General features: G+C 56.5%; 17 protein-coding genes and 2 pseudogenes. 10 read left to right on the top strand and 9 right to left on the bottom strand.

All coding sequences use genetic code 11. The annotated features are described in order from the left end of the window. Positions 1–14: 14 nt before the first annotated feature. Positions 15–1,016, top strand: a complete 1,002-nt coding sequence (locus BFV63_RS03250; RefSeq protein WP_022650375.1) for a zinc-binding alcohol dehydrogenase family protein — start codon at positions 15–17, stop codon at positions 1,014–1,016. Positions 1,017–1,113: 97 nt separating this feature from the next. Here BFV63_RS03250 and nadR read toward each other — a convergent pair whose 3' ends face one another. The 3 genes from nadR to serB are packed head-to-tail and all read right to left on the bottom strand — an operon-like array spanning position 1,114 to position 4,747. Continuing rightward, entirely contained in the window at positions 1,114–2,346 is a 1,233-nt protein-coding gene (gene nadR / locus BFV63_RS03245; RefSeq protein ID WP_003856522.1) for a multifunctional transcriptional regulator/nicotinamide-nucleotide adenylyltransferase/ribosylnicotinamide kinase NadR, read from the bottom strand. A gap of 35 nt (positions 2,347–2,381) precedes the next feature. Further along, entirely contained in the window at positions 2,382–3,767 is a 1,386-nt protein-coding gene (radA, locus tag BFV63_RS03240; protein ID WP_003856523.1) for a DNA repair protein RadA, read from the bottom strand. A gap of 11 nt (positions 3,768–3,778) precedes the next feature. Further along, positions 3,779–4,747 (bottom strand): phosphoserine phosphatase, encoded by a 969-nt coding sequence (serB, locus tag BFV63_RS03235; RefSeq protein ID WP_003856524.1) that lies wholly within the window; start codon positions 4,745–4,747, stop codon positions 3,779–3,781. 117 nt (positions 4,748–4,864) lie between these two features. On the opposite strand from serB, the gene BFV63_RS03230 reads away from it, so the two are divergent. The 7 genes and pseudogenes from BFV63_RS03230 to BFV63_RS23325 form a co-directional block, all read left to right on the top strand. Continuing rightward, positions 4,865–5,509 carry a YtjB family periplasmic protein gene (locus tag BFV63_RS03230; protein ID WP_015572615.1) on the top strand — a complete coding sequence of 215 codons (645 nt, stop codon included), beginning with the start codon at positions 4,865–4,867 and terminating at the stop codon, positions 5,507–5,509. A 39-nt stretch (positions 5,510–5,548) separates the two neighbouring features. Further along, positions 5,549–6,565: a lipoate--protein ligase gene (gene lplA, locus BFV63_RS03225; protein ID WP_023324128.1), complete on the top strand. Its 1,017-nt coding sequence runs from the start codon at positions 5,549–5,551 to the stop codon at positions 6,563–6,565. A 238-nt stretch (positions 6,566–6,803) separates the two neighbouring features. Next, the gene (locus BFV63_RS03220) at positions 6,804–7,490 is read left to right on the top strand and encodes a DUF1120 domain-containing protein (protein ID WP_022650372.1); all 687 of its coding nucleotides are present in this window, start codon (positions 6,804–6,806) and stop codon (positions 7,488–7,490) included. A 57-nt stretch (positions 7,491–7,547) separates the two neighbouring features. Then, positions 7,548–8,237, top strand: coding sequence for a DUF1120 domain-containing protein (locus BFV63_RS03215; protein WP_003856531.1), 690 nt, complete (start codon positions 7,548–7,550; stop codon positions 8,235–8,237). 77 nt (positions 8,238–8,314) lie between these two features. After that, positions 8,315–8,548, top strand: a complete 234-nt coding sequence (locus BFV63_RS03210) for a hypothetical protein (RefSeq protein WP_022650371.1) — start codon at positions 8,315–8,317, stop codon at positions 8,546–8,548. A 59-nt stretch (positions 8,549–8,607) separates the two neighbouring features. Further along, positions 8,608–8,946, top strand: a pseudogene (locus tag BFV63_RS23170) (FimD/PapC C-terminal domain-containing protein); the annotation flags it as partial. An 86-nt stretch (positions 8,947–9,032) separates the two neighbouring features. Beyond that, positions 9,033–9,131, top strand: a pseudogene (locus BFV63_RS23325) (hypothetical protein); the annotation flags it as partial. A 41-nt stretch (positions 9,132–9,172) separates the two neighbouring features. On the opposite strand, the gene deoD reads toward BFV63_RS23325, so the two are convergent. The 4 genes from deoD to deoC form a co-directional block, all read right to left on the bottom strand. Then, positions 9,173–9,892, bottom strand: a complete 720-nt coding sequence (gene deoD / locus BFV63_RS03195; protein ID WP_022650368.1) for a purine-nucleoside phosphorylase — start codon at positions 9,890–9,892, stop codon at positions 9,173–9,175. A gap of 125 nt (positions 9,893–10,017) precedes the next feature. Beyond that, positions 10,018–11,241: a phosphopentomutase gene (gene deoB / locus BFV63_RS03190; RefSeq protein ID WP_003856540.1), complete on the bottom strand. Its 1,224-nt coding sequence runs from the start codon at positions 11,239–11,241 to the stop codon at positions 10,018–10,020. Positions 11,242–11,294: 53 nt separating this feature from the next. Beyond that, positions 11,295–12,617, bottom strand: a complete 1,323-nt coding sequence (deoA, locus tag BFV63_RS03185) for a thymidine phosphorylase (RefSeq protein ID WP_003856542.1) — start codon at positions 12,615–12,617, stop codon at positions 11,295–11,297. 99 nt (positions 12,618–12,716) lie between these two features. After that, positions 12,717–13,496 carry a deoxyribose-phosphate aldolase gene (gene deoC, locus BFV63_RS03180; protein WP_003856543.1) on the bottom strand — a complete coding sequence of 260 codons (780 nt, stop codon included), beginning with the start codon at positions 13,494–13,496 and terminating at the stop codon, positions 12,717–12,719. 262 nt (positions 13,497–13,758) lie between these two features. Here deoC and BFV63_RS03175 point away from each other — a divergent pair, with 262 nt between their 5' ends. Beyond that, complete coding sequence (locus tag BFV63_RS03175; protein WP_003856545.1) at positions 13,759–15,294, top strand: YjjI family glycine radical enzyme; 1,536 nt, start codon at positions 13,759–13,761, stop codon at positions 15,292–15,294. Next, entirely contained in the window at positions 15,269–16,129 is an 861-nt protein-coding gene (locus tag BFV63_RS03170) for a YjjW family glycine radical enzyme activase (RefSeq protein WP_003856546.1), read from the top strand. Before BFV63_RS03175 ends, BFV63_RS03170 begins: the two co-directional genes overlap by 26 nt. Here BFV63_RS03170 and BFV63_RS03165 read toward each other — a convergent pair. Together BFV63_RS03165 and BFV63_RS03160 are read right to left on the bottom strand one after the other, a co-directional pair. After that, a complete protein-coding gene (locus tag BFV63_RS03165) occupies positions 16,124–16,906 on the bottom strand; it encodes a metal-dependent hydrolase (protein WP_003856548.1) in 783 nt (260 codons plus the stop codon). The genes BFV63_RS03170 and BFV63_RS03165 overlap by 6 nt on opposite strands. Beyond that, a complete protein-coding gene (locus tag BFV63_RS03160) occupies positions 16,903–17,955 on the bottom strand; it encodes a patatin-like phospholipase family protein (RefSeq protein WP_003856550.1) in 1,053 nt (350 codons plus the stop codon). Before BFV63_RS03160 ends, BFV63_RS03165 begins: the two co-directional genes overlap by 4 nt. Between the last annotated feature and the right edge of the window lie 9 nt (positions 17,956–17,964).

Here is a 17,964-nt window from a genome sequence, read left to right as displayed (position 1 = left end):
TTGAGGAGCACACCATGTCAGTGAAAGCCATTGCCGTTAACCCAGAAAATCCCTCCACCTTCGTTGAAATCACCCCGCCGATGCCGCAGCCCGGCGAACACGATCTGCTGGTGGAGGTGAAAGCCGTCTCCGTAAACCCGGTGGACACCAAGGTACATGCAGGCATTGCTAAAAGCGGGCTGAAGGAGCCGCGCATTCTCGGGTGGGATGCCAGCGGGATCGTAAAAGCCGTTGGGGCTGGCGTCACCGGATTCAAACCGGGTGACGAAGTGTGGTACGCGGGGGATATCACCCGACCGGGCAGCAATACCACACATCAGCTGATCGATGCGCGCATTGTCGGGCACAAGCCTGCAAGCCTTGACTGGGCCGCCGCGGCTGCACTGCCGCTGACGGCGCTCACCGCGTGGGAAGGCCTGTTTGAACGGCTGAAGATTCAGGATGCCGACGCAGATAAAACGCTGCTGATTATTGGCGGCGCGGGCGGGGTGGGATCGCTGGCGATCCCGTTTGCGAAGCACAACAGCAAGGTAAAGGTGATCGCAACGGCGTCCCGTGAAGATTCCGCCCGGTGGTGCCGCGATCGCGGTGCAGATGTGGTGGTGAACTACCGCGATCTGAAAGGCGAACTGGCGAAGCACGGGCTGACCTTTGTGGATTACATTTTCATCCTCAACGACACCGACGGGCACTGGGATGCGGTCAGCGACCTGATTGCACCGCAGGGGCATATCTGTTCCATCGTTGAGAATGAACATCCGCTGAACCAGGACAAGCTGAAGTCCAAATCCGCCGCGCTGCACTGGGAATTCATGTACACCCGCAGCATGTATCAGACGGCGGATATGGCGCGTCAGGGAGAGATCCTGGACGAAGTCGCGAAGCTGGTGGATAACGGCGTAGTGGAAAGTTCGCTCAGCGAAACGCTGCACGGGCTAAGCGTGGAAAGCATTACCGAAGCGCACCGCAAGGTGCTGGAGGGGCATATGCGTGGGAAGGTGGTGGTTGAGTATTGATTGGACTGATTCCCTTACCCTGGCCCTCTCCTAAAGGGAGAGGGTGATTAAAGTCCCCTCTCCCTTTGGGAGAGGGTTAGGGTGAGGGGTAAATCTTTTACCCCTGCTCCCCCATCATCTCCTTCACCAGCTCGACGCAGCGCAGGAAACGGGTGTCGTAGTCCGACTCTTCCACATGGACAAACTCAACGTTGTTCTCGTTAAGCATCTCTACCAGCATGGTCTGGAACTCACGCCTGTCCACGGAGCTGCCCAGGCTGCGCATGCCGTCGGCCACCCATGGGGTGTTGTTTTCCAGCAGGATCACCAGGTCAAAGCGGTATTCGTCAATCAGCGCCTGCACAAACGGGTGCTCGCGCCCCTCGTACTTTTTGCAGAACGCCTGCGTGGTGACGAAATCGGTATCAATAAAGGCGACTTTATTGGCGTATTTCACCGCGAAATCAATGTACTGGGCATGACCGAGCGCGATTTTATCGTAGTCGGAATACTGCAACGCCATCTCGTCGCCGCCAAGGTGTGAAAAGACATAATCGCGGCCATACTCCCACGCGCTGGTGGTGTTGAAGATGTTCGCCAGCTTATTGACCAGCGTCGATTTCCCGCTCGACTCGCCGCCGAGGATCGCCACCGTACGCACGAAGAACGGCTTCACCTCGGTCGGGATGTAGTCCCAGTAACGGAACGGGTTCTCGCGAATCTGCGCCCCGCTGATGTTCATGAAGGTGCGTTTAGGATCGATCAGCACCGTCTCGATACCCAGATGCTCGCGGAACTGCGGCGCGTCGGACTCTTCAGAGGTGTAGATCCAGTTAGGCGCAATGCCCTTCTCTTCCATAAACGCTTTGATGCCGTTGCTCCACACGTCCCAGCCGTGCGGATACGGCTCCATGCCCTCTTCGTTAAAGGCATGAATACGAATATTTTTCTGATATTTAAAGGTCTGAAGCAGCCAGCGCAGGCGGTCCGGCACGGTGGGCTGCTGCGACATGGCGCTGTCTTCAAACAGCTGGCGATCGCGGGTTTCATCATAACCCATGATGATATGCAGCTCGTCGACCTGGCTACAGGCGCGCTGGATCAGATAGATATGCCCGGTATGCAGCGGGTAGAACTTACCGAACACCACGCCAATGTTCTTTTGCATCCGCGGAAATTCAAGCCCCAGAAAACGGTGCAGCGCTTCCAGCTTCTGCGCGCTGGGGCTTTTGATTTTGGCGTTCAGCAGTTGGCTCAGGTAGCCCTTGGTCATGCCGCTGGCGTCCGCCACCTGCTGCAACGTGCAGCCCTTCTGGCGGATAGCGGTCTTGATGTAGTCAAATGATGACATAAATTACGGTGCCTCCTGCAAAATCGAATACGTAATTATAAGTCGTCAAAGACATTTAACGCATCTGCGAGTTTTTTAACGCCGAAAACCTGCATCCCTTCCGGAATTTTTTTCGGCACGTTGGCGGCCGGAACAATCGCGCGGCGGAAGCCATGTTTTGCCGCTTCGGAGATACGCTCCTGACCGCTCGGCACCGGGCGGATCTCGCCGGCCAGCCCTACCTCACCAAATACCACCAGATCCTGCGGCAACGGTCTGTCGCGCAGGCTGGAGACCATTGCCAGCAGCAGCGCCAGGTCCGCGCTGGTTTCCGTAACCTTCACCCCACCAACCACGTTGACGAACACATCCTGATCCGCCATTTGCAGACCGCCGTGACGGTGCAGCACCGCCAGCAGGATCGCCAGGCGGTTCTGTTCCAGACCGACCGCCACGCGCCGCGGATTGCCCATCATCGAGTGATCCACCAGCGCCTGAATTTCAACCAGCAGCGGACGCGTTCCTTCCCACAGCACCATCACCGAACTCCCGGACGTGATCTCGTCGCCACGGCTCAGGAAGATGGCCGACGGGTTGCTGACTTCGCGAAGCCCCTGCTCGGTCATGGCAAACACGCCCAGCTCATTCACCGCGCCAAAGCGGTTTTTATGGCTGCGCAGGGTACGAAAACGGGAATCCGCATCGCCATCGAGCATCACCGAGCAGTCGATACAGTGTTCAAGCACTTTCGGTCCCGCCAGCGAGCCGTCTTTGGTCACATGACCAACCATCACAATCGCCACGCCGCGCGTTTTGGCAAAGCGCGTCAGGTAGGCCGCGGTTTCACGCACCTGCGCCACGCTTCCCGGTGACGACTGAATGTCAGCCATATGCATCACCTGAATGGAGTCGATCACCATCAGCTTCGGCTGCTCTTCTTCGGCGATCATGCAGATTTGCTCGATGCTGGTTTCCGACAGCATATTCAGATTGCCGGTCGGCAGGCCGAGGCGGTGCGCGCGCATCGCCACCTGCTGGAGTGATTCTTCCCCCGTGACGTACAGGGTTTTCATCTGTTCGGCGAGCTTGCAGAGCGTTTGCAGCAGCAGGGTCGATTTACCCGCGCCCGGGTTACCGCCGATGAGTATAGCGCTGCCCGGCACTACGCCACCGCCGAGCACGCGGTCAAATTCTTTGAATCCGGTTGAGAAGCGCGGCAGCGCCTCAAGGCTGATATCCGAAAGTTTTTGTACCTTCGACACGCCTGCATTGCCCGCATAGCCGCTCAGTCGTTCATTGCGGGCCACGCTCGGCGAAGCCGCCACACCACGCACTTCGGTGATGGTGTTCCAGGCATGACAGGCGCTGCATTGCCCCTGCCAGCGCGGATAATCCGCACCACATTCATTACAGACAAATGCGCGTTTTGGAGCTTTCGCCACGGTTTACCTCGTTATTTTTGATTAATGCTGCCGGAGAGAATACAGAACACCCCCATCAGATCAGCATGACGGATAGTGACTTCCGTCTTTTCATTCACTTTCGGTTTGGCATGGTAGGCAATACCCAGCCCGGCAACTTTAATCATCGGCAGATCGTTCGCGCCATCGCCGATGGCGACGGTCTGCTCGACCGGGATGGCATATTTCTCTGCCAGACGCGTCAGCGTATTGGCTTTGTACTGCGCATCCACGATGTCGCCGATGACCTGTCCGGTGAGTTTGCCGTCCATGATCTCCAGCTCGTTTGCCACCACGGTGGTCAGACGCAGCTTGTCACGCAGGTAGTCGGCAAAGAAGGTGAACCCGCCGGAGGCAATCGCCACTTTCCAGCCGAGCGTCTCCAGCTTGAGTACCAGCTGCGTAAGCCCAGGCATCAGGGGCAGTTCATCGCGCACCTGACGCAAAATGTTAGCATCGGCCCCCTTCAGGGTCGCCACGCGCTGTCTCAGGCTGGCGGTGAAATCCAGCTCGCCGCGCATCGCGCGCTCGGTGACTTCCGCCACCAGCTCTCCGCTGCCCGCCAGTTTAGCAATCTCGTCAATACACTCGATCTGAATGGCGGTGGAGTCCATGTCCATTACCAGCAGGCCGGGCGTTTTCAGGTGCGGAATTTTGCCGAGGGGAGCAACGTCCAGCCCGGCGTCGTGCGCCAGACGCGTGGCGCGCTGCGTCAGGGAACCCGCCAGGCGAATGACCTGATAATCTTCCACACACCAGGCCGCAACGATGACCATCGCTGCGCCCAGTTTGGTTTGATACTGGGTGAGGCGTTGCTTATCCAGGCCGCGTCCGTACAGCAGCCAGCCGCTACGGCCAGCGTGGTAATCGAGAGGCATCACCTCATCGCCACTTAAAGAGAGCGGCAATCCTGGCCATAAAGAGACATCCGTTGGCAGGTCGCACCAGGTAATGTTCGGCATTGAAGCTCCTGTAATTTCGTTCGCGCCGGAAGGTTCCAGAGGGAAAATAACGCATGAGGCTACCCTGTAACCATCACTTCTGGCAACATTAAGCCGTAAATTTTAAGCAGGTGGAATATGGCTCGCGCAAAACTAAAATTCCGGCTTCATCGCGCCGTGATTGTCCTGATCTGTCTCGCACTATTAGTGGCGCTGATGCAGGGGGCATCCTGGTTTAGCCAGAATCACCAACGACAGCGTAACCCGCAGTTTGAGGAGCTGGCCCGGACGCTGGCGCGCCAGGTGACGCTCAACGTTGCGCCGTCTATGCGCACCGAAACGCCGGATGATAAGCGAATAGCCCAGGTATTGCGCCAGCTTACGGAAAACAGCCGCATTCTGGATGCGGGCGTGTACGATGAACAGGGCGACCTGATTGCCCGCGCGGGTGAGCATGTCGACGTGCGCGACAGGCTGGCGCTGGACGGCAAAAAAGCCGGTGGTTATTTCAACCAACAAATCGTCGAACCCATTCAGGGCAAAAATGGTCCGCTCGGCTATTTACGTCTGACACTCGACACCCACACCCTGCCAACCGAAGCCAAACAGGTAGATAACACCACCAATATTTTGCGCCTGATGCTGCTGCTCTCGCTGGCGATTGGCGTGGTACTGGCACGTACGTTGCTCCAGGGCAAGCGCACCCGCTGGCAGCAGTCACCGTTCCTGTTAACCGCCAGCAAGTCGGTTCCCGAAGAGGAAGAGAGCGAGAAGAAAGAATAGTGATAAAGTAGGCGGATGATTCGGAAAAGGAACTCTGCCATGTCGACGTTACGCCTGCTAATCTCTGACTCTTACGATCCCTGGTTTAACCTGGCGGTAGAAGAGTGCATCTTCCGCCAGATGCCTGCCACCCAGCGCGTCCTGTTTCTCTGGCGCAACGCTGATACGGTCGTTATTGGCCGCGCGCAAAATCCGTGGAAAGAGTGTAACACCCGCCGTATGGAAGAGGACAACGTCCGCCTGGCGCGCCGCAGCAGCGGCGGCGGTGCGGTATTCCACGATCTGGGCAATACCTGCTTTACCTTTATGGCGGGCAAGCCGGAATACGACAAAACCATCTCGACCTCCATTGTGCTTAATGCGCTCAATTCGCTCGGCGTGACGGCTGAAGCCTCGGGACGTAACGATCTGGTGGTCAAAACGCCCGATGGCGACCGCAAGGTATCCGGCTCTGCCTATCGCGAAACGATGGATCGGGGATTCCACCACGGCACATTATTGCTGAATGCCGATCTGAGCCGTCTGGCTAACTACCTTAATCCAGATAAGAAAAAGCTACAGGCTAAGGGTATTACCTCCGTGCGCGGGCGCGTGGCGAATCTGGTGGAACTGCTGCCCGGGATTACTCATGAGCAGATTTGCGATGCGATCCGTGAAGCCTTCTTCGAACATTACGGTGAGCGGGTAGAAGCTGAAGTGATCTCCCCTGACAAAACACCGGACCTGCCCAACTTCGCGGAAACCTTTGCGCGCCAGAGCAGCTGGGAGTGGAACTTCGGCCAGGCACCGGCCTTTTCACACCTGCTGGACGAACGGTTTACCTGGGGCGGCGTGGAACTGCACTTTGACGTGGAGAAGGGCCATATTACCCGCACGCAGGTCTTTACGGATAGTCTCAATCCTGCACCGCTGGAGGCGCTGGCCGCACGTTTACAGGGCTGTCTGTACCATGCAGACAGTCTGCAACAGGCGTGCGAAGCGCTTTGGGTGGATTTCCCGGACCACGAGCGGGAGCTACGGGATCTCTCCCAATGGATCGCTGGCGCGGTGCGTTAATAAAAACACATAAGGGAAGTGAATACGCTTCCCTTATTCCTGAAAATTAACACACGTATATAAATAAACAGGGAACATACACAAAATATATATTTATAGCTTATATATTAAGGGGAATTACATTCAAAAATTAACACTCCTTAATGTAAAGTTAGCTTTTCCTCTAGAATAATAGACAGCAAGAAATAGTTTTTCTATTTCTTCTCCACACGTCTGTTTCGAACGTTAAGGATTAACGATGAAAAAAATCATTATTGCAACCGCTGTTGCAATGACCCTCTCTGCGACTGCACATGCCGACTCTACTGCGGTATTAAAATTAAAAGGCGTATTAACCAACAACGCCTGTACCCCAACGCTGAGCGATGGCGCTGTCGTTGATTTCGGCACTAAATATATCAGCTCGCTCTCCGCAACGGCAGATAACCAGCTGGGTTATAAAGATATTTCTCTGACTATCAACTGCTCTGCCGCAACGAAAGTAGCGTGGTCCATTACCGATGATCACGCAGATTCAATGAAGAAAATGACCATCGATAACGCCACTTTCGCGGGCGATCAGGCATGGAGTTCAACTAACCAGTACGGCGTAGGTAAAACGGCTGGCGGCGTCAATATCGGCGCTTACTCCGTGGGTATGAATTCGAATGTAACCGTAGATGGAAACGTCAAAGCATTAGGTTATTCTGCGATAGCAGATGATCCAATGTGGTTACTTGCGAATACGGGTTCGCAGCTCGTCACTCATAGTGACGGTTCTATCCAGTATAGCGCACTAAATAGCAGTGATCGGACGTTGGTTCCCTTTATGAATGCCGTATTCCCGCTGCGCGTTGCGCTGGCGGTGCAGAAAACTGACACCCTGGCAATTACCGACGATACCCCGATCGACGGCCAGGCCACCATCACTTTGCATTATCTGTAACTGGCTCATTTCGCTTGTGAACTGAGCGTGATGGCCTGCATTTGTTAAGGAACAACAATGAAAAAGATTTTAGTTGCCACTGCCGTTGCGCTGGCCCTCTCCGCGACTGCCGCTAACGCCGCCTCTACCGCCGTACTGAAAGTGACCGGTTTACTCTCCGTTGCCGCCTGCACCCCGCAGTTAAGCGGCGGCGGCGAGGTGGATTATGGTCTTATCCACCTGGCGGATCTCTCCGCGACCAGCGTTAACCAGTTGGGTCAGAAAGATATCTCCCTGACCATCACCTGCCCGGTAGCCACTAAAGCTGGCTGGACCATCAGCGATGACCGCGCAGACACCCATCCGGGTGCTTCTGTGATCACCATTAACACCGCAGACGCGGCGGGCGGCAACGTTTCCGACACCACCCAGTCCTACGGCGTGGGCAAAACCGCGGGCGGCGTGAAAATTGGCGCTTACTCCATCTTTGCTGATGTGGCGAACGTCACCGCCGACGGCGTGAAATCAGACGTTATCTCCGGTACCGTGGACAGCCCGTCCTGGCAGAAAACCGCTACCGGTATCATCAAAAACGCCAACATGGAAATGATGACCGTGGCCGCTTCCGGCACCACTGCGCCGCTGCCTTTCACGACCGCAGTATTTCCGCTGAAAACCTCCCTGGCGATTCAGAATACCGCGGCCCTCGCGATTACCGATGATACCAACCTGGATGGTCAGGCCACGATTACCGTTAAATATCTCTGATTATCAACCCGATAAAGTGTGAACTATGCCTCCTCTTAACAGAGGAGGTATTTTGTCAGGTTAAAGGATTAATCTTGATGTCAGTTGAATCCACGATCGCTCAGTGCGCCATTGCCGCACCGTTATTATTCTCTGCTCTCTTTGCTCAGGCGTATGCCGCCGGAATGGTGCCAGAAACCACGCTGCTGGTTATTGAAGAGTCGACTCACAGCGGCACCATGAACGTAAAAAATACCGACACCTTCCCGGCCCTGATCTATACCATCATTGTCGATCTTCCTGACGATACAGGCGTGACGTTAAACGCGTGACCCTTGAGGCTATCCCGCCGAAAAACACCGATAAACATATGTGGATCGGCTTTAACCTGAGTCAGGATCTGCCCAACGGCATCAAGAACATTTCTGTCGCCCATACAGCCTTCAGGGAGCTGGATTTCAAAGTACTGAATACCCGTCGCGTAATGCTCGAAGTGAAACGTGCAGACGGCTCGTGACTGTCAAAAGGGACCAGTATCGTGGATGAGAAAAACAACTACCTGGTCAGCGCGGTGGACAGCGGGCGCGTTTTTGTCACTGATATGTCCAATAGCCCGGCACTTTATGCCGTTGACGATAATATGCAGCGCATCTGCCGCATCGATTAATCCCTGAGTGAGACTCAGGACAAAGAATCGTTTTATGAAACTGCTAAAGGAGTCTGTAAATGAAACACCTGGGTAAACATTTACTGATGACTTTTTCGCTAATGGCTACGCTTTTTACGCCTGCCTCGTGGTCCGCCGATGAGTGCCAGCTCACCCTCACCCCGGTGCTGAATGACCGCCAGTTTAATCACGTAGGTGATACGGTGACGCTGGAAAGCAATTTGATGTGGGAAGTGTTGACGAAGTAAGCACCATAGGGGGCAAACCTGCCCCCCTGAAGAAAACGAAATTACTCTTGATCGCCCAGCAGAACGGATTCCAGCGCGATTTTGATCATGTCGTTGAAGGTGGTCTGACGCTCGGCAGCGGTGGTCTGCTCGTGAGTACGGATATGGTCAGACACGGTGCAAATGGTCAGCGCTTTCGCACCGAATTCAGCCGCCACGCCGTAGATACCGGCCGCTTCCATTTCCACACCCAGAATGCCGTATTTTTCCATCACGTCGAACATGTCGCCTTCTGGCGAGTAGAACAGATCGGCAGAGAACAGGTTGCCCACGCGCGCGTCAACGCCCAGCGCTTTTGCCGCGTCAACCGCGTTACGCACCATGTCAAAGTCAGCAATGGCCGCAAAGTCATGATCTTTAAAGCGAATGCGGTTGACTTTAGAGTCGGTGCACGCGCCCATGCCGATCACCACGTCACGCAGCTTAACGTCCATGCGAACCGCGCCGCAGGAGCCGACACGGATGATTTTCTTCACGCCGAAATCGGTGATCAGCTCTTTGGTGTAGATGGAGCAGGATGGGATACCCATGCCGTGACCCATCACGGAGATTTTGCGGCCTTTATAGGTACCGGTGAAGCCCAGCATGCCGCGCACGTTGTTCACTTCACGCACGTCTTCGAGGAAGGTTTCTGCAATGTGCTTCGCGCGCAGCGGGTCGCCCGGCATCAATACGACGTCAGCGAAATCACCCATTTCTGCATTAATGTGAGGAGTTGCCATCTTCAGTTCCTTTTACATTGTTGTTTTTTCCGGGTGGCGGCTGCGCCTTACCCGGCCTACATTCTGTTTTCCCTCTCCCTGTGGGAGAGGGTCGGGGTGAGGGCATCAGGCCTCACCCAATCCGTTTAGAACATAGCCTTGCCATATTCCATGTCAGACGTACCAAAGTATTTCGCAATCGTCTGGCCGATGTCCGCGAAGGTTTCACGGTGACCCAGCGAGCCCGGTTTGACTTTCGGGCCGTACACCAGCACCGGAATGTGCTCACGGGTGTGGTCGGTACCGGTCCAGGTCGGGTCACAGCCATGGTCAGCGGTCAGGATCAGAATGTCATCTTCTCCCACCAGCTCCATCAGCTCTGGCAGACGGCGGTCAAACAGCTCCAGACCCGCAGCATAACCGGCGACGTCGCGACGGTGGCCCCAGGAGGAGTCGAAGTCCACGAAGTTGGTGAAGACAATGGTCTTATCGCCCGCTTCTTTCATCTCTTTGATGGTGGCGTCGAACAGCGCATCCAGACCGGTCGCTTTGACCTTTTTGGTAATGCCGCAGTTGGCGTAAATGTCCGCGATTTTACCCACGGAAACCACGTGACCGTCTTTCTCGTCGACGAGTTTTTGCAGCACGGTCGGCGCCGGTGGCTCCACAGCCAGATCGTGACGGTTGCCGGTACGCTGGAAGTTACCCGCTTTGTCGCCGATAAACGGACGCGCGATAACGCGGCCAATGTTGTAGCCGCCTTCGGTCAGCTCTTCACGGGCGATTTCGCACAACTCGTACAGTTTATCCAGGCCAAACGTCTCTTCATGGCAGGCGATCTGGAACACGGAGTCAGCAGAGGTATAGAAAATCGGCTTGCCGGTTTTCATGTGCTCTTCGCCGAGCTGGTCCAGAATCACGGTACCGGAAGAGTGGCAGTTACCGAGGTAGCCCGGCAGGTTGGCGCGCTTCACCAGCTTATCAAGCAGCTCTTGCGGAAAGCTGTTCTCGTGATCGGAGAAGTAACCCCAGTCGAACAGCACCGGCACGCCGGCGATTTCCCAGTGGCCGGACGGAGTATCTTTACCGGAAGAGAGCTCGTGCGCCCACGCGTAGGCGCCCACCACTTCCGCGTTACCGTCCATACCGGCTGCGATCTTACCGGTAGAGCCTTCATGCGCTTTTACCAGCCCCAGACGGGTCAGGTTTGGCAGGTTCAGAGGGCCTTTACGACCGTTGTCCGCTTCGCCTTTTGCACAGGCTTCCGCGATGTGACCCAGGGTATCGGAACCCACGTCACCAAATCGTTCTGCATCTTCGGTTGCGCCGATGCCGAATGAGTCCAGCACCATAATAAATGCACGTTTCATAATTGTTCTCCGTACTTAGTGCTTCATAAAAATGCGATCAGATCAGTATACCGCTATTCAGTGATACGACGATAGACCGTCGGTGTGGTTTCCGGTGCTTTATCGTCAAGAGATATTGCCGCCTTCACCGCTTTCGCCGCGTCCTGCCAGCTGGCTTCATCTTTCGCGTGGATCACCGCCAGCGGACGTTGGCCGTCAACGCTGTCGCCCAGACGGGCCATATCGGTAAAGCCGACGCTGTAATCAATGGTGTCCGATGCCTGACGACGACCGCCGCCCATAGACACGACAGCCATGCCGAGCGCGCGGGTATCCATAGCCGAGACAAAGCCTTCGCTATCCGCATAGACCGCTTTGCTGAGCATCGCGGTGGGCAGGTATTTCGCGTAGTTTTCCACGAAGTCGGTCGGGCCTTTCTGCGCCGCCACCATCCGACCAAAGATCTCCGCCGCTTTGCCGTTGTCCAGCACCGCCTGAAGCTTCGCGCGCGCGTCAGCGTCGTCTTTGGCCAGCTTGCCGGAGATTAACATCTCAACGCACAGCGCCATGGTGACATCGAACAGGCGCGGGTTACGGTATTCGCCTGTGAGGAACTGCACAGCCTCGCGGACTTCAACCGCGTTACCGGCGCTGGAGGCCAGCACCTGGTTCATGTCCGTCAGCAGTGCGGTGGTGCGCACGCCCGCGCCGTTGGAAACGCCAACGATCGCTTCGGCCAGCGCCTCAGAGAGTTCATAGGTTGGCATAAACGCGCCGCTGCCCACTTTCACATCCATCACCAGCGCATCCAGACCTTCCGCCAGTTTTTTGGCAAGGATAGAGGCGGTGATCAGCGGGATGGAGTCTACGGTCGCGGTAATGTCACGCGTCGCGTAGAAACGCTTGTCAGCCGGAGCAAGAGAGCTGGTCTGGCCGATAATCGCCACGCCAACGTCTTTAATAATGTCGCGGAAGCGGTTGTCATCCGGGAAGATATCGAAGCCCGGAATGGCTTCCAGTTTGTCGAGCGTACCGCCGGTGTGGCCCAGGCCGCGCCCGGAAATCATCGGGATGTAACCCCCGCAGGCTGCCACCATCGGGCCAAGCATCAGGGAGGTCACGTCGCCCACGCCGCCGGTGGAGTGTTTGTCCACAATCGGGCCGTTGAGGTTGAGGCTTTTCCAGTCCAGAACGGTTCCTGAATCTCGCATCGCCATGGTCAGCGACACGCGCTCAGGCATCGACATATCGTGGAAGAAAATGGTCATCGCCAGAGCCGCAATCTGCCCTTCAGAGATGGTGTTATCACGAATGCCATTGATAAAGAAGCGGATTTCTTCGTCGCTTAATGCATGACCATCACGTTTTTTACGAATAATTTCTTGTGCGAGAAACACGGTAACCTCCATGCGGAATCGGGTGAATGGCGGCGGGTATGTTGACCCGCCCCACGATCCTTTAGGCCGGGTTAGCGTAGCGCCATCCGGCAATTCAACTTAGTAGCTGCTTGCGCTCTTACCGTCGCCGTGACCCAGCGCTTTCAGCAGGCTGGCCAGCAGGCTGGACGCGCCGAAGCGGTAGTGGCGGGAGTCCGCCCAGTCGGCGCCGAACAGCTCGTCGGCAATCGCCAGGAACTGCTGCGCGTCTTCTGCGGTACGCACGCCGCCTGCCGGTTTGAAGCCAACGGTTTTGGACACGCCCATATCACGGATGACTTCCATCATGATGCGTGCGCTTTCCGGGGTAGCGTTGACCGGCACTTTACCGGTAGAGGTTTTAATGAAATCCGCGCCCGCTTTGATGGAGATTTCAGACGCCTTACGAATCAGCGCCTCTTCTTTCAGCTCGCCGGTTTCAATGATCACTTTAAGCAGCACGTTTGCCGCCGCACACGCGTCTTTACAGGCTTTCACCAGGTCAAAACCGACCTGCTCGTTGCCGGCGATCAGCGCGCGGTACGGGAATACCACATCAACTTCGTCTGCGCCGTACGCAATCGCTGCGCGGGTTTCTGCCAGCGCGATCTCGATATCGTCATTGCCGTGCGGGAAGTTAGTTACGGTGGCAATGCGCACGTCCGGCGTGCCCTGCTCTTTCAGCGTTTTGCGGGCAATCGGGATGAAGCGCGGATAGATACAAACGGCGGCGGTGTTACCCACTGGCGTTTTCGCCTGATGGCACAGGGCGATGACTTTTTCATTGGTGTCGTCATCGTTCAGGGTGGTCAGGTCCATCAGTTTCAACGCGCGCAGGCTGCTTGCAGTTAAATCGGTCATAACATTCTCCAACGGCAGTGCCGTATAAATTTTACCTTGCGGGTCTGTGAGTATTCTAACATTCACCCGCATCCACACTTCGACATTCATCACAGTTAATGAAAACTGTGTGCAAATTTGCATTACTGTAATGAGATCTGCTTCAAATTTTAGTGCGTTAATTGCTGACTAAATCGGCGATATCCCCTTTCTGATCAAAAGCGCCACCAGGCTGGCTTCCTACAATTCGTTCACTATCCGCAGAACAACCAAGGAAGTGAACATGCCCGACGCCCTGCAACAACGTTGCCAGCACATTGTGACCAGCCCGGTGTTAACCCCAGAACAAAAACGTCATTTTCTGGCGCTGGAAGCGGAGAACAATCTGCCCTATCCCGCTCTGCCAGAGGCGGCCCGCGCCGCGCTGGACGAGGGATTCATCTGCGACATGTTCGAAGGCCATGCGCCTTACAAACCGCGCTACGTGCTGCCGGACTACGCTAAATTTCTGGCTAACGGCTCAGAATGGCTGGAGCTGGAAGGGGCGAAAGATCTGGATGATGCCCTCTCGCTGCTCACTATCCTTTATCACCATGTTCCGTCCGTCACATCGATGCCGGTCTATCTGGGCCAGCTCGATGAAATACTCAGCCCCTATGTTAAAATTCTAACACAGGATGAAATCGATAGCCGAATAAAACGTTTCTGGCGTTACCTGGACAGAACCCTGCCCGATGCGTTTATGCATGCCAATATCGGCCCGGCGGATACGCCTGTCACCCGAGCCATCCTTCGCGCGGATGCAGAACTAAAGCAGGTTGCGCCGAACCTGACCTTTATCTACGATCCGGATGTAACCCCCAGCGATCTGCTGCTGAGCGTGGCGAAAAACATTTGTGAATGTAGTAAGCCGCATATTTCTAATGGCCCGGTGAATGATAAAATTTTCACAAAAGGTCGCTATGGCGTGGTGAGCTGTTACAACTCCCTGCCGCTGGCGGGCGGCGGCAGCACGCTGGTGCGCCTAAACCTGAAAGCGATTGCGGAACACAGCCGCTCACCGGAAGACTTTTTCACCCGTACCCTTCCTCACTACTGCCAGCAACAAATCGCGATCATTAATGCGCGCTGCGATTTTTTATATGAACAATCCGGCTTCTTTGAGAATAGCTTCCTGGTGAAAGAGGGGCTGATTGATGCCGATCGTTTTGTGCCGATGTTTGGCATGTACGGTCTGGCCGAAGCGGTGAACGTGCTGTGCGAGAAAGCAGGCATTACGGGACGTTACGGTAAGAACGAACAGGCCAATGCGCTGGGCTACCGCATCAGTGAACAGCTTGCGGCGTTTGTCGAAAACACGCCGGTGAAATACGGCTGGAAGCAGCGCGCGATGCTTCATGCGCAGTCGGGGATCAGCTCTGACTCGGGCACCACGCCGGGCGCGCGCCTGCCCTACGGCGACGAACCGGACCCAGTCAGCCACCTGCTGACCGTGGCACCGCACCATAAACACTACGCTTCCGGGATCAGCGATATTCTCACCCTGGAGGAAACGGTTAAACGCAATCCTCAGGCTGTGGTGCAGCTGTGCCTGGGGGCGTTCAACGCCGGTATGCGCGAGTTTACCGCCAACGTTGCGGGTAACGATCTCGTGCGCGTTACCGGCTATATGGTGCGGCTCTCCGATCTGGAGAAGTACCGGGAAGCCGGATCGCGCACCAACACCACCTGGCTCGGCGAGGAGGCCGCGCGCAATACCCGTATTCTGGAACGTCAGCCGCGCGTGATAAGCCATGAACAGCAGATGCGCTTTAGTTAGTCAGGTCATACCCTTCTCCTGCGTGGACGGGCCGGGCAGCCGCCTGGCGTTGTTCCTCCAGGGCTGTAACCTGCGCTGCAAAACCTGCCACAACCCGTGGACGATAGGGCGCTGCAACGACTGCGGCGACTGTGTTCCCCACTGTCCGCATGATGCGCTGACGATTCAGGCCGGGCGCGTCTGGTGGCAGGAGAGTCACTGTCAGCAGTGCGACACCTGTCTGCACCTGTGTCAGCAGCAGGCGACGCCGATGGCGCAGCGCTATAGCGTCGAGGAGATCCTCTCCCGGGTGCTCACGTGCGCGCCGTTTATTGAGGGCGTGACCGTCAGCGGGGGTGAGGCCACCACGCAGCTGCCGTTTTTGGTTGCGCTTTTCACCGCGATCAAAGCCGATCCGTCCCTGCGCCATCTGACGTGCCTGGTGGACAGCAACGGCCTGTTAAGCGAAACCGGCTGGCAAAAGCTGTTACCGGCGTTTGACGGCGCGATGGTGGATCTGAAAGCCTGGGGCAATGAACATCACCGTTTTCTGACCGGGCGCGAAAACACGCTGATCAAGCAGAGCATCCGCTGGCTGGCCGATCGTCATCGCCTGACGGAGCTGCGCCTGCTGGTGATCCCCGATCGGTGTGATTATCTGCAACATCTGCCATCGCTGACCGCTTTTATCCACACGTTGGAGAACGTTCCGGTGCGGATCAACGCGTTTCATGCCCATGGGGTTTACGGGGAGGCGGCGCGATGGCGGAGCGCCACGCCGGAGGACATCGAGCCGCTGGCGCAGGCCCTGGAACGGCAGCAGATCACGGTGATCCGCCCGGCCCTTTATCTATAGCGTGATGCCGAAGACCGCTCGGGTATTTTCCAGCAGCGCGCTGGCAATCACATCTTCAGGCTCCTGACGCAACTCACACAGCACATCAAAAACGCGCGCCGCCTGCTCCGGGCGGTTAGGCTGGCCCTGAAAACCATTCAGCGGCATGTCAGGCGCATCCGTTTCCAGCAGGAGCGAGGTCAGCGGGAGCTGTGCCATCACATCACGGGTTTTGCTGGCACGCGGATAGGTAATGGTGCCACCGACGCCAATTTTATAGCCCAGCTCGATAAAACGCTGCGCCTGCTGAAGGCTTCCAGCGAAACCATGGACCACGCCCCTGCGCGGCACGTCGATGCGCTTCAGGTGCATCGCCAGTTTGTCATGGGTACGTCTGGAGTGGAGGATCACCGGCAGATCGTGGCGCTTTGCCAACCGGAGCTGCGCGTCCAGAATCGTCTGCTGGCGTTCAAACTGCGGATCTTCACGATAGAGATCGAGGCCGATCTCACCGATGGCAACCAGCTTCGTATCCGCGTTTTGCAGCGTGGCATCCAGCCTGTCGAGATGGTCATCAAGATGGTGCTCAATAACGATCGGATGCAGACCCAACGCGGCATACAGCGCATCGTGCCCCCGGGCAAGCGCCAGAACTTTGTCGAATCTCGCCGCTTCAATAGCGGGCACAATAATGGCTCTCACACCGGCCTCAGCCGCACGCGCAAGACTGGATGTTTCCTCCCCGCTAAACGGCGGGAAATCAAAGTGGCAATGGGTATCGATAAAGCAGTGCGTCATGCCAGATCCTCGTTATCGAGTAAGCCATCGTTGGCCTGCGGCGCGTCCACCAGCGGCATCGCCACCGCGTCATTGGCCACAACGGCAGGCGGCAAAATGATGCTTTTATGCCGATGAAGAGGCGGTTGCTCGGCCAGCATTTTCCCGACGGTCGCCAGGAAGTAACGCCCGCACAGCCGCCCCGTTTTGTAATCCATACGCAACGCAGGCAGCCGACTGCCCAGCGCCATGCTCAACAGCGGCTTCGGCGGATAAATTTCAAAGATGCGCAGCTTGCCCGGTGGTTTTTCAATAAAACGCTGCATCGCGCCGTAGGTGGTTTCATGCTGCTTCGCGATATTCACCAGCGGTTGCAGGCTGCTGTCGCCCAGCCAGCGTTCCATCCGCTTAAACCACTGTGGGGTGTAATACATCTGCGAAGGCACCGTGCGGATCACCACAATGGTTTTTGCCCCGCGCCGCGCCGCCTCCTGTACCGGCACCGCGTCGCTGATACCACCGTCAAGATAGCTTATCCCCTCCAGCAACGCGCCGGTGCGGTAGAATCCCGGGATCGCGCTGGATGCGCGGATGATATCCAGCCAGTTCTCTTTCTGCGGCGAAAAGTAACCCGGCGAATAGTCATCGCCACGGCTGGCGCACATCCAGAACTCTTTGCCGGTATCGAACAGTCGTGACGCGGTATCCATGGCCAGCGGCATCTGGCTGGAGGTGGCATCCAGTAACCAGTCGAGATCGATCAGGTTCCCGCCGCGCACGAAGCGTACCGGATTGAAGAATTCTTTCGAGGTGGTATAGCGCATAATCACTTTGCGCGCATAGCCGGGCTGGTTGCAGACATAGGCGGAGAGGTTCTGCGCCCCGGCAGAGGTGCCGAAATAGAGATCGAACGGGTTGAATTGCGCGCGCATAAATTCGTCGAGCACGCCGGCAGTGAAAATACCGCGCTGCCCGCCCCCTTCACAGACCAGCGCAAGCTGGCCTGCATGAAACGGTTTTAACGTCAGCGGCGCAATATTGCCGAGCGTAACGGGAATTCGTTGCCCCACCTCTGCCTT

This window comes from Enterobacter hormaechei subsp. xiangfangensis, from assembly GCF_001729785.1.
GTDB classification, from domain to species: domain Bacteria; phylum Pseudomonadota; class Gammaproteobacteria; order Enterobacterales; family Enterobacteriaceae; genus Enterobacter; species Enterobacter hormaechei_C.
The sequence above is the reverse complement of the archived record's forward strand: the minus strand, read 5'-3'. Positions and strand labels throughout refer to the sequence as shown.

Bases quoted from the DNA above. Each gene is read 5' to 3' on its own strand.
- BFV63_RS03170 (WP_003856546.1), top strand. From the start codon at position 15,269: ATGAACAGCAGATGCGCTTTAGTTAGTCAGGTCATACCCTTCTCCTGC.
- deoC (WP_003856543.1), bottom strand. From the start codon at position 13,496: ATGACCGATTTAACTGCAAGCAGCCTGCGCGCGTTGAAACTGATGGAC.
- nadR (WP_003856522.1), bottom strand. From the start codon at position 2,346: ATGTCATCATTTGACTACATCAAGACCGCTATCCGCCAGAAGGGCTGC.
- BFV63_RS03220 (WP_022650372.1), top strand. From the start codon at position 6,804: ATGAAAAAAATCATTATTGCAACCGCTGTTGCAATGACCCTCTCTGCG.
- BFV63_RS03230 (WP_015572615.1), top strand. From the start codon at position 4,865: ATGGCTCGCGCAAAACTAAAATTCCGGCTTCATCGCGCCGTGATTGTC.
- deoD (WP_022650368.1), bottom strand. From the start codon at position 9,892: ATGGCAACTCCTCACATTAATGCAGAAATGGGTGATTTCGCTGACGTC.
- BFV63_RS03165 (WP_003856548.1), bottom strand. From the start codon at position 16,906: ATGACGCACTGCTTTATCGATACCCATTGCCACTTTGATTTCCCGCCG.
- BFV63_RS03210 (WP_022650371.1), top strand. From the start codon at position 8,315: ATGTCAGTTGAATCCACGATCGCTCAGTGCGCCATTGCCGCACCGTTA.
- lplA (WP_023324128.1), top strand. From the start codon at position 5,549: ATGTCGACGTTACGCCTGCTAATCTCTGACTCTTACGATCCCTGGTTT.
- BFV63_RS03215 (WP_003856531.1), top strand. From the start codon at position 7,548: ATGAAAAAGATTTTAGTTGCCACTGCCGTTGCGCTGGCCCTCTCCGCG.
- BFV63_RS03250 (WP_022650375.1), top strand. From the start codon at position 15: ATGTCAGTGAAAGCCATTGCCGTTAACCCAGAAAATCCCTCCACCTTC.
- deoB (WP_003856540.1), bottom strand. From the start codon at position 11,241: ATGAAACGTGCATTTATTATGGTGCTGGACTCATTCGGCATCGGCGCA.
- BFV63_RS03175 (WP_003856545.1), top strand. From the start codon at position 13,759: ATGCCCGACGCCCTGCAACAACGTTGCCAGCACATTGTGACCAGCCCG.
- serB (WP_003856524.1), bottom strand. From the start codon at position 4,747: ATGCCGAACATTACCTGGTGCGACCTGCCAACGGATGTCTCTTTATGG.